The organism is Chryseobacterium koreense CCUG 49689 (assembly GCF_001045435.1).
GTDB lineage: Bacteria > Bacteroidota > Bacteroidia > Flavobacteriales > Weeksellaceae > Kaistella > Kaistella koreensis.
This window is the reverse complement of record NZ_LFNG01000006.1, coordinates 199250-212440: the sequence shown is the minus strand read 5'-3', so window position 1 is coordinate 212440 and position 13191 is coordinate 199250. Positions and strand designations below refer to the sequence as shown.

Annotated in this window: 22 protein-coding genes, 2 tRNA genes and 1 rRNA gene; 24 read left to right on the top strand and 1 reads right to left on the bottom strand. The window is 40.4% G+C overall.

Features of this window, described 5'->3' with window-relative positions; genetic code table 11:
* The first annotated feature begins 6 nt into the window (after positions 1–6).
* The 21 genes from rpmC to ACM44_RS05735 all read left to right on the top strand — a co-directional run bounded on the left by rpmC (position 7) and on the right by ACM44_RS05735 (position 10546).
* Positions 7–195 carry a 50S ribosomal protein L29 gene (rpmC, locus tag ACM44_RS05830; protein WP_048499186.1) on the top strand — a complete coding sequence of 63 codons (189 nt, stop codon included), beginning with the start codon at positions 7–9 and terminating at the stop codon, positions 193–195.
* A 12-nt stretch (positions 196–207) separates the two neighbouring features.
* Positions 208–465 (top strand): 30S ribosomal protein S17, encoded by a 258-nt coding sequence (gene rpsQ, locus ACM44_RS05825; RefSeq protein WP_152669306.1) that lies wholly within the window; start codon positions 208–210, stop codon positions 463–465.
* Positions 465–833 (top strand): 50S ribosomal protein L14, encoded by a 369-nt coding sequence (gene rplN, locus ACM44_RS05820; RefSeq protein ID WP_031503404.1) that lies wholly within the window; start codon positions 465–467, stop codon positions 831–833. Before rpsQ ends, rplN begins: the two co-directional genes overlap by 1 nt.
* Before the next feature lie 20 nt (positions 834–853).
* Positions 854–1174 carry a 50S ribosomal protein L24 gene (rplX, locus tag ACM44_RS05815; RefSeq protein ID WP_048499078.1) on the top strand — a complete coding sequence of 107 codons (321 nt, stop codon included), beginning with the start codon at positions 854–856 and terminating at the stop codon, positions 1172–1174.
* A 13-nt stretch (positions 1175–1187) separates the two neighbouring features.
* On the top strand, positions 1188–1739 hold the full coding sequence (rplE, locus tag ACM44_RS05810; protein WP_048499185.1) for a 50S ribosomal protein L5: 552 nt from the start codon (positions 1188–1190) through the stop codon (positions 1737–1739).
* Positions 1740–1742: 3 nt separating this feature from the next.
* Positions 1743–2012 (top strand): 30S ribosomal protein S14, encoded by a 270-nt coding sequence (gene rpsN, locus ACM44_RS05805; protein WP_031503409.1) that lies wholly within the window; start codon positions 1743–1745, stop codon positions 2010–2012.
* A gap of 148 nt (positions 2013–2160) precedes the next feature.
* Complete coding sequence (gene rpsH, locus ACM44_RS05800; RefSeq protein ID WP_048499077.1) at positions 2161–2559, top strand: 30S ribosomal protein S8; 399 nt, start codon at positions 2161–2163, stop codon at positions 2557–2559.
* A 17-nt stretch (positions 2560–2576) separates the two neighbouring features.
* Positions 2577–3122: a 50S ribosomal protein L6 gene (gene rplF / locus ACM44_RS05795; protein WP_048499076.1), complete on the top strand. Its 546-nt coding sequence runs from the start codon at positions 2577–2579 to the stop codon at positions 3120–3122.
* Positions 3123–3136: 14 nt separating this feature from the next.
* A complete protein-coding gene (rplR, locus tag ACM44_RS05790) occupies positions 3137–3484 on the top strand; it encodes a 50S ribosomal protein L18 (RefSeq protein WP_048499075.1) in 348 nt (115 codons plus the stop codon).
* Between the two features lie 19 nt (positions 3485–3503).
* A complete protein-coding gene (rpsE, locus tag ACM44_RS05785) occupies positions 3504–4025 on the top strand; it encodes a 30S ribosomal protein S5 (protein ID WP_048499074.1) in 522 nt (173 codons plus the stop codon).
* A 10-nt stretch (positions 4026–4035) separates the two neighbouring features.
* Positions 4036–4212 (top strand): 50S ribosomal protein L30, encoded by a 177-nt coding sequence (rpmD, locus tag ACM44_RS05780; protein ID WP_048499073.1) that lies wholly within the window; start codon positions 4036–4038, stop codon positions 4210–4212.
* Positions 4213–4289: 77 nt separating this feature from the next.
* Complete coding sequence (rplO, locus tag ACM44_RS05775) at positions 4290–4736, top strand: 50S ribosomal protein L15 (protein ID WP_048499072.1); 447 nt, start codon at positions 4290–4292, stop codon at positions 4734–4736.
* 9 nt (positions 4737–4745) lie between these two features.
* Positions 4746–6125 carry a preprotein translocase subunit SecY gene (secY, locus tag ACM44_RS05770; RefSeq protein ID WP_048499071.1) on the top strand — a complete coding sequence of 460 codons (1380 nt, stop codon included), beginning with the start codon at positions 4746–4748 and terminating at the stop codon, positions 6123–6125.
* Positions 6126–6136: 11 nt separating this feature from the next.
* On the top strand, positions 6137–6352 hold the full coding sequence (gene infA, locus ACM44_RS05765) for a translation initiation factor IF-1 (RefSeq protein WP_004917349.1): 216 nt from the start codon (positions 6137–6139) through the stop codon (positions 6350–6352).
* Positions 6353–6441: 89 nt separating this feature from the next.
* Positions 6442–6558: a 50S ribosomal protein L36 gene (rpmJ, locus tag ACM44_RS14975; protein ID WP_007839480.1), complete on the top strand. Its 117-nt coding sequence runs from the start codon at positions 6442–6444 to the stop codon at positions 6556–6558.
* Between the two features lie 9 nt (positions 6559–6567).
* A complete protein-coding gene (gene rpsM / locus ACM44_RS05760) occupies positions 6568–6945 on the top strand; it encodes a 30S ribosomal protein S13 (RefSeq protein WP_048499070.1) in 378 nt (125 codons plus the stop codon).
* 15 nt (positions 6946–6960) lie between these two features.
* A complete protein-coding gene (rpsK, locus tag ACM44_RS05755; RefSeq protein ID WP_048499069.1) occupies positions 6961–7350 on the top strand; it encodes a 30S ribosomal protein S11 in 390 nt (129 codons plus the stop codon).
* Positions 7351–7431: 81 nt separating this feature from the next.
* Complete coding sequence (rpsD, locus tag ACM44_RS05750; protein WP_048499068.1) at positions 7432–8040, top strand: 30S ribosomal protein S4; 609 nt, start codon at positions 7432–7434, stop codon at positions 8038–8040.
* 34 nt (positions 8041–8074) lie between these two features.
* Positions 8075–9070 carry a DNA-directed RNA polymerase subunit alpha gene (locus tag ACM44_RS05745; RefSeq protein WP_048499067.1) on the top strand — a complete coding sequence of 332 codons (996 nt, stop codon included), beginning with the start codon at positions 8075–8077 and terminating at the stop codon, positions 9068–9070.
* A gap of 6 nt (positions 9071–9076) precedes the next feature.
* Complete coding sequence (gene rplQ, locus ACM44_RS05740) at positions 9077–9631, top strand: 50S ribosomal protein L17 (protein ID WP_048499066.1); 555 nt, start codon at positions 9077–9079, stop codon at positions 9629–9631.
* Between the two features lie 435 nt (positions 9632–10066).
* Entirely contained in the window at positions 10067–10546 is a 480-nt protein-coding gene (locus ACM44_RS05735) for a hypothetical protein (protein ID WP_048499065.1), read from the top strand.
* 153 nt (positions 10547–10699) lie between these two features.
* Here the strand turns inward: ACM44_RS05735 and ACM44_RS05730 are convergent, their stop codons facing one another.
* Entirely contained in the window at positions 10700–11065 is a 366-nt protein-coding gene (locus ACM44_RS05730) for an integrase core domain-containing protein (RefSeq protein WP_262486471.1), read from the bottom strand.
* A gap of 111 nt (positions 11066–11176) precedes the next feature.
* On the opposite strand from ACM44_RS05730, the gene ACM44_RS05725 reads away from it, so the two are divergent.
* The 3 genes from ACM44_RS05725 (at position 11177) to ACM44_RS05715 (ending at position 13135) form a co-directional block, all read left to right on the top strand.
* Positions 11177–12693: ribosomal RNA gene (locus ACM44_RS05725) — 16S ribosomal RNA — on the top strand.
* 209 nt (positions 12694–12902) lie between these two features.
* Positions 12903–12976: transfer RNA gene (locus ACM44_RS05720), tRNA-Ile, on the top strand.
* An 85-nt stretch (positions 12977–13061) separates the two neighbouring features.
* A tRNA-Ala gene (locus ACM44_RS05715) sits at positions 13062–13135 on the top strand.
* Positions 13136–13191: the final 56 nt, after the last annotated feature.

Sequence of the window (13191 nt, the reverse complement as noted above, 5' to 3'; positions counted from 1 at the left end):
AAAGAAATGAAGAAAGCAGACATCAAAAATCTAAGCGCGGGAGACATCCAAAACAAATTAGCTGAGGTAAGAGCAGATTTCCAGAAATTGAAATTGGCCCACAAAATCAGCCCGGTTGAAAATCCAATCCAAATCAGAGATTTGAGAAAAACAATCGCGAGACTGGAAACAGAATTAACACTTAAACAACAATAAGAATTTCATTTTATCATGGATAGAAATTTAAGAAAAGAAAGAATCGGAATCGTTTCTAGCAATAAGATGGAAAAAACCATTGTTGTAAGTGAAACGATGAGAATGAAACACCCGATGTACGGTAAATTCGTTTTGAAAACGAAAAAATATACCGCTCATGACGAGAACAACGAGTGCAGCGAAGGCGACAAAGTTTTGATTACCGAAACCAGACCTTTGAGCAAAAGTAAAAGATGGAGATTAGTAAGAATCATTGAAAAAGCTAAGTAATGTTACAAACAGAATCAAGATTAAAAGTTGCTGATAACACAGGTGCAAAAGAAGTACTTGTAATCAGAGTTCTAGGTGGAACTAGAAGAAGATATGCTTCAGTTGGTGATAAGATCGTAGTGACTATCAAAGATTCAACACCACAAGGAAACGCTAAAAAAGGTACAGTTTCTAAAGCTGTAGTCGTGAGAACTAAAAAAGCGGTAAGAAGAAAAGACGGTTCATACATCAAATTCGACGATAATGCTTGCGTACTTTTGAACGCAGCAGGAGAAATGAGAGGAACACGTGTTTTCGGACCGGTTGCTAGAGAACTGAGAGACAAGGAATACATGAAAGTAATTTCATTGGCACCTGAAGTACTTTAATTTTTTAAAATTTTAAGAAAATGACTAAAGTTAAAATTAAAAGAGGAGATAACGTAATCGTTACTACCGGAAAAAATAAAGGAAACAAGGGCGAAGTTCTTGAAGTAATCAAGAAAGAAGGCAAAGACCCAAGAGTGATCATTGCAGGATTGAACATCGTGAAAAGACACACGAAACCATCCGCAGGAAATCCTCAAGGGGGAATTGTAGAAAAAGAGGCATCTATCAATATTTCCAACGTAGCACTTTTGGATGACAAAGGAAAAGCTACCAAAGTTGGCTATAAAGTGGAAGGTGACAAAAAAGTAAGAGTTGCTAAAACAACCGGTAAAACAATATAATTTGTAAATGACAATGGAATTTATAGCAAGACCTAAAAAAATATACAAAGAGAAAATTGTTCCTGCAATGATGGAAGAATTTGGGTACAAATCTGTAATGCAGGTACCTAAATTAGAAAAAATCGTTGTATCACAAGGTTTGGGAGCTGCTACAGCTGACAAGAAGATTGTGGACTATGCAGTGGAAGAATTAACAGCAATTACCGGCCAAAAAGCAGTTGGAACAATCTCTAAAAAAGACGAGGCAGCATTCAAATTGAGAAAAGGAATGCCGGTGGGAGCAAGAGTGACTTTGAGAGCTGAAAGAATGTACGAGTTTCTTGATAGATTGACTTCTTCAGCATTGCCACGAATCAGAGATTTCAACGGAATCAAAGCTGACGGTTTCGACGGAAGAGGAAATTACAACTTGGGGATTACCGAGCAAATCATTTTCCCAGAGATCGTGATCGACAAAGTGAAGAAAATCCAAGGGATGGACATTACTTTTGTAACTTCCGCGAAAACTGACAAAGAAGCAAAATCATTATTAACTCACTTCGGTTTACCTTTCAAAAAGAACTAAGAAATGGCTAAAGAATCAATGAAAGCGCGTGAGCGCAAAAGAGAAGCTACAGTTGCAAAATATGCTGAGAAAAGAAAAGCTTTGAAAGAAGCCGGAGATTACGAAGCATTACAAAAACTTCCGAAAGATGCGTCACCAGTTAGATTGCACAATAGATGCAAATTAACCGGAAGACCAAGAGGATACATGAGAACCTTCGGTATTTCCAGAGTAACTTTCCGTGAAATGGCAAACGCAGGACTCATCCCGGGTGTTAAAAAAGCAAGTTGGTAATAATTATTAACTAATCTAGACAGCCAAGTTGACCTAAGATAAAAGAAAAAAGAATAGAGAGCATCGCTTTAAGTCTTGTCTCTTTGTTCTTTGATCTTTAATCTTGATCAAAACTGATTGTCCTTAACCAATAACAACAAATAGAAAAATGGTAACAGATCCAATTTCAGATTTCCTGACCAGAGTAAGGAACGCACAAAGCGCAGGCCACAAAGTGGTGGAAATTCCTGCATCGAAAATCAAAAAGGAGATTACGAAAATTTTGTTTGACCAGGGTTATATCTTGAACTACAAGTTCGAGGACAACGCTGTTCAGGGAAATATCAAAATCGCTTTGAAGTATGACAAACAAACCAACAAACCAGCAATCAAAAGCATTCAACGTGCATCAAGGCCAGGTTTGAGACAATACAAAGGTTCGGACGAACTTCCAAGAGTATTGAACGGTTTGGGAGTGGCTATCATCTCTACTTCCAGAGGAGTAATGACTGATAAAAAAGCCAGACAAGAAAAAGTTGGTGGAGAAGTAATCTGCTATGTATATTAATTTTTAATCCAAGGAAAATGTCAAGAATTGGTAAAGCAATTATAGAGATTCCCGCAGGAGTTACCATTACTGAGAAGGATGGACTGGTTACTGTGAAAGGCCCGAAAGGGGAGCTTACACAGCAATTGAGCGAGGGAATCACTCTAAAACAAGAAGACGGAACACTAACTTTAGATAGACCGTCTGAATCAAAACAACACAAAGCATTGCACGGTCTTTACAGAGCGTTAATCAATAATATGGTTCAAGGAACTGCTACTGGGTGGACCAAGCAGCTTGAACTCGTAGGGGTTGGATACAGAGCTTCACATTCAGGTCAGAAACTTGAATTGGCTTTGGGATTCTCTCACGGGATCGTATTGGATCTTCCAAAAGAAGTAGGTGTGGAAACACTTTCTGAAAAAGGTAAAAACCCAATTATCACGTTGACGTCTTATGACAAGCAACTTTTGGGAATGGTAGCCGCTAAGATCAGATCATTCAGAAAACCTGAACCTTACAAAGGAAAAGGAATCAGATTCGTAGGAGAAATTGTTAGACGTAAAGCTGGTAAATCTGCTTAATAAAATTTAAGAAAATGGCACTGAATAAAGTACAAAAAAGAGACAGAATCAAAAGAAGAGTTCGTGGAAAAATTTCCGGCTCTGCTGAATTGCCAAGATTATCCGTTTACAAAAGTAACAAGGAAATTTACGCGCAATTGATCGATGATAAAGACGGTAAAACTTTGGCTTCAGCTTCTTCAAGAACATTGAACGCTAAAGGAACTAAAGTAGAAATTTCCGCAGAAGTAGGTAAAGCAATCGCTGAAAAAGCCAAAGCTGCAGGAATTGAAACCATAGTGTTTGACAGAAACGGATTCGTGTACCACGGTAGAGTGAAAGCTCTTGCTGATGGCGCTAGAGAAGGTGGACTAAAATTCTAATCAATAAATTTCGGATAATATGTTAGGACTAGATAATATAGAAAAAGTAAAACCGGGAGGATTAGAATTGAAAGATCGTCTCGTGGCTGTAAATAGAGTAACAAAAGTAACCAAAGGTGGTCGTGCATTCGGATTTTCTGCAATCGTGGTTGTAGGTGACGAAGAGGGAACTGTAGGTTACGGTTTGGGAAAATCTAAAGAAGTTGCTTCCGCAATCGCAAAAGCAGTGGAAGACGCTAAGAAAAATTTGGTAAAAGTTCCGGTAATCAACCATACCATCCCTCACCAAACTTCCGCTAGATACGGTGGTGCAGATATCTTCCTGAGACCTGCAACTCACGGTACCGGTGTAATCGCGGGTGGAACTGTGCGTATGGTGGTAGAAGCAGCTGGAATTAAAGATATTCTTTCAAAATCTAAAGGATCTTCAAACCCGCACAACGTGGTGAAAGCAACTTTCAAAGCGTTGTTGGACATCAGAAGACCTGAAGAAATCGCTAAATTGAGAGGTGTTTCATTAAATAAAGTGTTTAACGGTTAATAAATAAGCAATGGCAAAAATTCAGGTAAAACAAGTAAGAAGCGCTATTGGTAGAACAAAAACCCAAAAAAGAACGCTTGAAGCATTAGGATTAAAAAAACTTCACCAAGTTGTAGAGCACGAGGCAACTCCTGCAATCCTTGGAATGGTAGCGGCGGTAAGCCACTTAGTTGAAGTTCAAAAATAAGAAAATGGACACGAGATCGGAGACTGAAAATATTAAAGTCTCCTGTCTCTAATCTTTAAATCTCAAATCTAAACAAAATGAATTTAAATAATTTAAAGCCGGCATCAGGTTCCACCCACAGCCAAAAAAGAATTGGTAGAGGACAAGGAAGCGGATACGGGGGAACTTCTACAAAAGGTCACAAAGGTCAGAAATCAAGAGCCGGTTACTCCCAAAAAATCGGGTTCGAAGGTGGTCAGATGCCTTTGCAAAGAAGATTGCCTAAATTCGGTTTCAACAATGTAAACAGAAAAGAATACAGAGGAATCAATCTAGATACCATCCAGCTTTTGGCAGATGCTAAGAACATCACCGAAATTACAAAAGATATCTTGGTGGAAAACGGATTGGCAAAAAAATCTGAAATCGTGAAAATCATGGGTAGAGGTGAATTGAAAACAGGCGTTTCGATCTCTGCAGACAAATTCACAAAATCCGCAGAAGAAGCAATTTCTAAAGCAGGAGGAAAAGCAATTACCCTTTAATTTTTACCAATGAAAGAATTTATACAAACACTGAAAAACATTTGGACTCTTAAGGAACTCAGAGAAAAAATTCTTTTTACGCTCGGTATTATCCTCGTGTATAGATTCGCATCTTATATTTCCCTACCTGCGATCAACATGACGGAGGTGGGAAGTTTATTGGAGCATTATAAAAACCAGGGTGGCAACAAACAGGGAGCAGGTCTTCTTGGGTTGCTTTCCTCGTTTACAGGGGGTGCGTTTTCCAGAGCGTCAATTATGGCACTCGGAATCATGCCCTATATTTCTGCATCCATCATCGTGCAGCTGATGGGGATGGCAATTCCTTATCTTCAGAAACTTCAGAAGGATGGCGAAAGCGGCAGAAATACCCTTAACCAGATCACAAGATGGTTAACTATTGCAGTTTGTTTGGTGCAGGCACCTTCTTACCTTACCTCTATTACCCAGATGTTCTTGCCGCATGCGCAATTTGCTTCGGCATACTATGTTCATCCGCAGTCAATTATGTTTTGGCTTCCAAGTATAGTGATCTTGGTCGCGGGATCTGTATTTGCGATGTGGTTGGGTGAAAAAATTACGGATAAGGGAATTGGAAACGGTATCTCCATCCTTATCATGGTGGGAATCCTGGCAAACTTACCATCTTCTTTTCTTCAGGAATTGGCAACGCAGACCGGAAAAGGCGGATTGGGAACAATCATGATCCTGATCGAAGTATTATTCTGGATGTTGGTGGTATTATTGGGAATTCTACTTTCCGTAGCGGTGAGAAAAATTCCAATTCAATATGTTAGCAGAGCACAGGCGAGAGGAGGAATGAACAGAAACTTAATGCAGGGTGCTAGACAATGGATTCCATTAAAAGTGAATGCAGCCGGAGTAATGCCGATCATCTTTGCACAGGCACTGATGTTCGTTCCGGGGTTATTGACCAAAGTGGATGAGTCCAACACTTTCTTGGCTGGTTTCAAAGACGTGTTCAGCTGGCAATACAATGTTTTGTTTGCAGTGCTGATCGTTATTTTCACCTTCTTCTATACTGCGATCACCATTCCGGTGAATCAGATGGCAGATGACCTGAAAAGAAACGGTGGATTGATCCCGAAAGTAAGACCCGGTAAAGAAACATCTGATTATCTGGATGATATTTTATCTAAAATTACCTTTCCAGGTTCAATTTTATTAGCTATCTTTGCAGTCCTTCCGGCGTTTATACACGGATGGCTTGTTCAGACTGATGGATTTGCCCTGTTTTTCGGTGGCACCTCCCTTCTAATTATGGTCGGCGTAACCCTGGATACCGTTCAGCAAATTAACACGTATTTGTTGAACCATCACTATGATGGGTTAATGCAGTCTAAATTATCCAGAACAAGCAATTCATAATTAAAAGGTTAATGGCAAAACAAAAACATATCGAACAAGATGGCGTGATCGTGGAGGCACTTTCAAACGCCATGTTTCGTGTTGAACTTGAAAATGGACACGTGCTCATCGCGCATATTTCAGGCAAGATGAGAATGCACTACATCAAGCTATTACCCGGAGATAAAGTGAAATTGGAACTATCTCCTTACGATCTTTCGAAAGGGAGAATTACTTTCAGATATTAATCTGAACGAAATAGAAGAATACTTTTAAACAATAAAATGCGAAACGCCGAAAGCCGAAAGCCAAAAGCCGATTGCGAAAATTAGAAACAATGAAAGTTAGAGCATCTATCAAAAAAAGAAGTGCTGATTGCAAAATCGTTCGCAGAAAAGGCGTTCTGTTTGTAATCAACAAGAAGAACCCAAAATTTAAACAAAGACAAGGCTAAAATTAAATTATGGCGAGAATTTCAGGTATTGATTTACCAAAAAACAAAAGGGGCGTAATCGGTCTTACTTACATCTACGGAATCGGAAGAAGTACCGCTGCTCAAATTTTGAAGAACGCTGGAATCAGCGAAGACAAGAAAGTCAACGAATGGAATGACGATGAATTGGCATTGATCAGAAACTACATCACCGACAACATTAAAGTGGAAGGTGAATTGCGTTCTGAAGTACAATTGAACATCAAGCGATTGATGGATATTGGTTGCCAACGAGGAATACGTCACAGACTGGGATTACCTTTAAGAGGCCAAAGAACTAAAAACAATTCTAGAACCCGAAAAGGAAGAAGAAAAACTGTTGCTAACAAGAAAAAAGCAAGTAAATAATCTTTAGAATTAATTATGGCAAAACAGACTAAAGTCGTTAAAAAAAGAAAAGTAAAAGTTGAAGCGATCGGAGAAGCACATATCCAGGCATCATTCAACAACATTATTATTTCTTTGACAAATAAAAACGGAGAAGTAATCTCTTGGGCATCTGCCGGTAAAATGGGATTCAGAGGTTCTAAGAAGAATACTCCATTCGCAGCACAGATGGCTGCAGAAAATTGCTCTCAAGTTGCGCACGAAGCAGGACTCAGAAGAGTAAAGGTGTTTGTGAAAGGTCCGGGAGCAGGTAGAGAATCTGCGATCAGAACCATCCACAATTCAGGAATTGAAGTAAGTGAAATCGTTGACGTGACTCCAATGCCACACAACGGATGCAGACCACCAAAAAGAAGAAGAGTATAACAATCTTAGTTCCAAGTTTCAAGTTCCAAGTTCCATGGCGAACCTGAAACCTGAAACCTGAAACACTTAAACAAAAATTTTATGGCAAGATATATTGGACCAAAAACTAAGATTGCAAGAAAATTTGGTGCTGCAATCTTCGGAGACGATAAAAACTTCGAAAAAAGAAAGAACCAACCACCGGGACAACACGGCCCGAACAAAAGAAGAGGCGCAAAAAAGTCCGAGTATGCAGTTCAGTTGACTGAAAAGCAGAAAGCAAAATACACCTACGGTATTTTGGAAAGACAATTTGCTAATTTATACGAAAAAGCGCAAAGAGCAAAAGGCGTTACAGGTGAAGTCCTTTTACAATTATGTGAGTCTAGATTAGACAACGTGGTGTACAGATTCGGTTTTGCAAAAACCAGAGCTGCTGCAAGACAGTTGGTCTCTCACAGACACATAACTGTGAACGGAGAATTGGTAAACATTCCTTCATATTCATTGAAAGCAGGTGATGTGGTGGCAATCAGAGAGAAATCAAAATCTCTGGAAGTGATTGCCGATTCATTGGCTTCAAAGTCAAATTATGAGTGGTTGCAATACAACGACGAGAAAAAAGAAGGTACTTTCGTATCAGCTCCGGAAAGAATCCAAATTCCGGAAGATATTAAAGAACAACTGATCGTCGAACTTTACTCTAAATAATAATTTTTTCAAATTTTTGCTCAACCCAAATTATATGGCAATTTTAACATTTATTAAACCCGATAAAGTAATCCTGCTCAATTCCGATGACTTCAAAGGACAATTTGAATTCAGACCATTGGAACCGGGTTTTGGACTTACCATCGGTAATGCTTTGAGAAGAGTTTTGCTTTCTTCTCTAGAAGGATATGCTATCTCATCTATTAAAATAGAAGGCGTAGAGCACGAATTTTCAACCATTCCGGGAGTAATTGAAGACGTTACAGAAATTATTCTGAACCTGAAACAATTAAGAGTTAAAGCTAAATCTGAAAACGCATCCGCGGAGCAGGTTACCGCTAAAATTTCCGGTCAAACCATCGTGACTGCAGGTGATTTAGGAAAATCAATTCAAGGATTCGAAGTATTGAACCCTGATTTGGTGATCTGCACTCCAAACAAAAGCGTGAAGTTTGAAATGTCTTTCCAAATCGAGAAAGGAAGAGGTTACGTTCCATCAGAACAAAACAAGTCCGCAAACGCTCCTATCGGAACCATTGCCATAGACTCTATCTTCACCCCGATCAAAAAAGTGCAGTACAGCGTTGAAAACTATCGTGTAGAGCAAAAAACAGACTACGAAAAACTCGTTTTGGATATTGAAACTGATGGTTCCATCAGTCCTCAAAATGCATTGACGGAGGCTTCCAAGATATTGATCTATCACTTCATGTTGTTCTCTGATGAGAGAATCACTTTGGAAACCGAAGCCGTGAAAGCATCCATCCAATATGACGAAGAAACTCTTCACACAAGACAATTGCTTAAATCTAAATTGACAGATATGGATCTTTCGGTTAGAGCATTGAACTGTTTGAAAGCTGCCGAAGTGGAAACATTGGGCGAGCTGGTTTCTTATACCAAGTCTGATTTGATGAAATTCAGAAATTTCGGTAAAAAATCTTTAACAGAATTAGAAGAATTAGTGCATGCAAAAGGTCTGAACTTCGGTTTCGACGTTGCTAAATATAAATTAGACGCTGATAAATAAAAAACAATGAGACACGGTAAAAAAATCAATCACTTAGGAAGAACAGCTTCGCACAGAAAAGCAATGCTTTCTAATATGGCTTGTTCTCTTATTGAGCATAAAAGAATCAACACTACTGTTGCCAAAGCAAAAGCTTTGAGAGTATATGTTGAACCTCTACTTACAAAGTCGAAAGAAGATACAACACACAACAGAAGAACGGTTTTCTCTTACCTGCAAAGCAAAGAAGCAGTTGCTGAATTATTCAGAACGGTTGCTCCGAAAATTGCAGAAAGAAACGGTGGGTACACCAGAATCATCAAAACCGGATTCAGACCGGGAGACGCTGCAGATACTGCAATGATCGAACTTGTAGATTTCAACGAACTTTACAACCCGAATGCTGAAGAGAAAAAAGCAACCAGAAGAAGCAGAAGAGCTGCGGCTCCTAAAAAAGAAGCAGTTGCTACCATTCCTGCAAAGGAAGAAGCAAAAGCTGAGGAACCGGTTGCAGAAGCTCCTGCAGCGGAAATTCCAGCTGCTGAAGCAACTGACGCTACAGAAGAAAAAACGGAAGAATAAGAACTTCGGTTTTCCAAATAAAAATCCGCCCGGAATTTCTGGGCGGATTTTTTGTTTGGGGTTTGGAGTTTGAGGCCTGTCTGCCGACAGGTAGATTTGAAGTTTGAAGTTTCAAAAACACAAGTAGTGATTTACAGAAAAGGAAAAAAATAGAATTTCTTTATTTATCGGAGCGATGCCTATTGCTATTGTCTTTAGCCGAATTTTTAAACAGCATTTTTATATTTCCAAAAAAAGATGTTTTGGAAATTAAACAAAGAATTTTTGAAATTGATGAAAAATTAATGATCATTAATAATTTTTTTTAACAGAAATTTATATATTTGTTTATATAATTAAAAACACATTATCATTAAAAAATTCTACACTATTTTTTTATTTATTTTCATTAAAGTATTATTTGCACAAAGCTATTACTATTACAAAAGTCAAAAAATGTATCTAAGTTTAGATAAAACAGAGATTAGCATTTATACGAATAATAATTTTTTAGCAAATACTGTTTCGTCTAATAATATTCAACCAATAGTCATAAACACAATCAGCCAAACGGAAAAAGAGGCAGATATAAAGTTTATAAATCCTCCTAGTAATGTTGATTATTTCTCCAAAGTCAATGAACTTAAATCCAATGTAGATATCAATTCGGTTCAACCTGTATTTACAAATTCTACAGGTGACAAATTGTATCTTTCAAGCTATACTTTTGTTAAGCTTAAAAATAGCAATGATATTAATATTTTGCAAAATTATGCAAACAACAAAAATTTTACAATCATTGCTCCGAATCAGTTCATGCCACTTTGGATCAAAATAAAATGCGACAAAAATACTTTGGGTAATTCATTAGAAGTATCAAATTACGGTAAGTGGTCTACTTTTTTGACAGTTTGTAAATATAGTTTTTTCAATTGAAATTTGCATCTGCCAACCGAAACGGAATCGGGCTCTGCTGGGGAGCAACCCGAGAGGGATAGGTTGGCCGACGAAATATAGTTTTCAAAGGCACTGCTTTTAGCGGTGCTTTTTTCTGAACTATATTTCAGAAGTCTATGCCTTAAAAAACCCTTATGCGGCTTCATATTCCGATGGGGTTTTAAAGTCCAGTGCTTCGTGTGGCCGTTCATGGTTGTAATCTTCCATCCATAGTTCCGTAAGGTCTTTTACGTCCTGAAGAGAGAAAAACAGGTGGGCGTCCAACACGTCTTCTCTGTAGGTTTTGTTAAACCGCTCGATAATGGCATTTTGCTGTGGTTTTCCTTTCTGGATTTTAACCCATTCAATATCGTTTTTATCCAGCCAATCCTGGAAAAGGTGCGAGGTGAACTCCGAACCGTTATCGGTGCGGATGCCCCTGGGTTTGCCATGCTTCTCGATCATTCGTTCCAAGAACAGAATCACTGCCCTGGATGGCATCGACGTTCGTACGTCTATCCCCGGTCCTTTTCAGCGGAGAGAACAAAGTTCATTGACATCACAAATAACAACCAAAAAAGTAAGGAAAAACTAGAGCGTCAATTTTTTTTGAGCGAGTCAGACAAACATACAATGGAGAGTTTGATCCTGGCTCAGGATGAACGCTAGCGGGAGGCCTAACACATGCAAGCCGAGCGGTATGGATAGCTTGCTATCCAGAGAGCGGCGTACGGGTGCGTAACACGTGTGCAACCTGCCTTTATCTGGGGGATAGCCTTTCGAAAGGAAGATTAATACCCCATAATATGGTGTCCGGCATCGGTCGCCATTGAAAGCCTCGGCGGATAGAGATGGGCACGCGCAAGATTAGATAGTTGGCGGGGTAACGGCCCACCAAGTCGATGATCTTTAGGGGTCCTGAGAGGGAGATCCCCCACACTGGTACTGAGACACGGACCAGACTCCTACGGGAGGCAGCAGTGAGGAATATTGGACAATGGGTGGAAGCCTGATCCAGCCATCCCGCGTGAAGGATGACGGTCCTATGGATTGTAAACTTCTTTTGTACAGGGATAAACCTGCCCTCGTGAGGGCAGCTGAAGGTACTGTACGAATAAGCACCGGCTAACTCCGTGCCAGCAGCCGCGGTAATACGGAGGGTGCGAGCGTTATCCGGATTTATTGGGTTTAAAGGGTCCGTAGGCGGGCCTGTAAGTCAGTGGTGAAATCTCATAGCTTAACTATGAAACTGCCATTGATACTGCAGGCCTTGAGTAAATTTGAAGTGGCTGGAATAAGTAGTGTAGCGGTGAAATGCATAGATATTACTTAGAACACCGATTGCGAAGGCAGGTCACTAAGATTTAACTGACGCTGATGGACGAAAGCGTGGGGAGCGAACAGGATTAGATACCCTGGTAGTCCACGCCGTAAACGATGCTAACTCGTTTTTGGATCTTCGGGTTCAGAGACCAAGCGAAAGTGATAAGTTAGCCACCTGGGGAGTACGTCCGCAAGGATGAAACTCAAAGGAATTGACGGGGGCCCGCACAAGCGGTGGATTATGTGGTTTAATTCGATGATACGCGAGGAACCTTACCAAGACTTAAATGGGAATTGACAGATTTAGAAATAGATCCTCCTTCGGGCAATTTTCAAGGTGCTGCATGGTTGTCGTCAGCTCGTGCCGTGAGGTGTTAGGTTAAGTCCTGCAACGAGCGCAACCCCTGCCAACAGTTGCCATCATTCAGTTGGGGACTCTGTTGGGACTGCCTACGCAAGTAGAGAGGAAGGTGGGGATGACGTCAAATCATCACGGCCCTTACGTCTTGGGCCACACACGTAATACAATGGCCGGTACAGAGGGCAGCTACCTGGTGACAGGATGCGAATCTCGAAAGCCGGTCTCAGTTCGGATTGGAGTCTGCAACTCGACTCTATGAAGCTGGAATCGCTAGTAATCGCGCATCAGCCATGGCGCGGTGAATACGTTCCCGGGCCTTGTACACACCGCCCGTCAAGCCATGGAAGTCTGGGGTACCTGAAGTCGGTGACCGTAATAGGAGCTGCCTAGGGTAAAACAGGTAACTAGGGCTAAGTCGTAACAAGGTAGCCGTACCGGAAGGTGCGGCTGGAACATCTCATTTTAGAGCGTCCTAGGACGTTAAACAAGAAAGGGCACTTCGATGTGCCGTGCACTCGCTCAAAAGATGCTCTAGTTTTTTTACTTTGGTTGGTATTTAAAAAAATAAACCCACTAGGAATTAGTAACAGGGAGGGGAGATTGAGTATGGAGGAGAGGAAGGAGACAGGTAGATTTTGCTGCCTGCAGGCCTTCACCTATTACTCATAGCGAAGTCTCGTAGCTCAGCTGGTTAGAGCGCTACACTGATAATGTAGAGGTCGGCAGTTCGAGCCTGCCCGAGACTACTAATTAAAATAGACGGGAAGAAGAAAGAGAAAAGAAAAAAGATAAGTCTTTGTTCTTTATTCTTTGCTCTCCAGGTCTAACTAGGGGGAATTAGCTCAGCTGGCTAGAGCGCCTGCCTTGCACGCAGGAGGTCAAGGGTTCGACTCCCTTATTCTCCACAGTCTCGGAGGCCTGGTTTAAAGGTTGCGGATGGAGCCAAAAACAACATTCGCTC

Coding starts and splice junctions, on each gene's coding strand:
- rpmC (WP_048499186.1), top strand. CDS start 7: ATGAAGAAAGCAGACATCAAAAATCTAAGCGCGGGAGACATCCAAAAC.
- rplN (WP_031503404.1), top strand. CDS start 465: ATGTTACAAACAGAATCAAGATTAAAAGTTGCTGATAACACAGGTGCA.
- rplX (WP_048499078.1), top strand. CDS start 854: ATGACTAAAGTTAAAATTAAAAGAGGAGATAACGTAATCGTTACTACC.
- rplE (WP_048499185.1), top strand. CDS start 1,188: ATGGAATTTATAGCAAGACCTAAAAAAATATACAAAGAGAAAATTGTT.
- rpsN (WP_031503409.1), top strand. CDS start 1,743: ATGGCTAAAGAATCAATGAAAGCGCGTGAGCGCAAAAGAGAAGCTACA.
- rpsH (WP_048499077.1), top strand. CDS start 2,161: ATGGTAACAGATCCAATTTCAGATTTCCTGACCAGAGTAAGGAACGCA.
- rplF (WP_048499076.1), top strand. CDS start 2,577: ATGTCAAGAATTGGTAAAGCAATTATAGAGATTCCCGCAGGAGTTACC.
- rplR (WP_048499075.1), top strand. CDS start 3,137: ATGGCACTGAATAAAGTACAAAAAAGAGACAGAATCAAAAGAAGAGTT.
- rpsE (WP_048499074.1), top strand. CDS start 3,504: ATGTTAGGACTAGATAATATAGAAAAAGTAAAACCGGGAGGATTAGAA.
- rpmD (WP_048499073.1), top strand. CDS start 4,036: ATGGCAAAAATTCAGGTAAAACAAGTAAGAAGCGCTATTGGTAGAACA.
- rplO (WP_048499072.1), top strand. CDS start 4,290: ATGAATTTAAATAATTTAAAGCCGGCATCAGGTTCCACCCACAGCCAA.
- secY (WP_048499071.1), top strand. CDS start 4,746: ATGAAAGAATTTATACAAACACTGAAAAACATTTGGACTCTTAAGGAA.
- infA (WP_004917349.1), top strand. CDS start 6,137: ATGGCAAAACAAAAACATATCGAACAAGATGGCGTGATCGTGGAGGCA.
- rpmJ (WP_007839480.1), top strand. CDS start 6,442: ATGAAAGTTAGAGCATCTATCAAAAAAAGAAGTGCTGATTGCAAAATC.
- rpsM (WP_048499070.1), top strand. CDS start 6,568: ATGGCGAGAATTTCAGGTATTGATTTACCAAAAAACAAAAGGGGCGTA.
- rpsK (WP_048499069.1), top strand. CDS start 6,961: ATGGCAAAACAGACTAAAGTCGTTAAAAAAAGAAAAGTAAAAGTTGAA.
- rpsD (WP_048499068.1), top strand. CDS start 7,432: ATGGCAAGATATATTGGACCAAAAACTAAGATTGCAAGAAAATTTGGT.
- ACM44_RS05745 (WP_048499067.1), top strand. CDS start 8,075: ATGGCAATTTTAACATTTATTAAACCCGATAAAGTAATCCTGCTCAAT.
- rplQ (WP_048499066.1), top strand. CDS start 9,077: ATGAGACACGGTAAAAAAATCAATCACTTAGGAAGAACAGCTTCGCAC.
- ACM44_RS05735 (WP_048499065.1), top strand. CDS start 10,067: ATGTATCTAAGTTTAGATAAAACAGAGATTAGCATTTATACGAATAAT.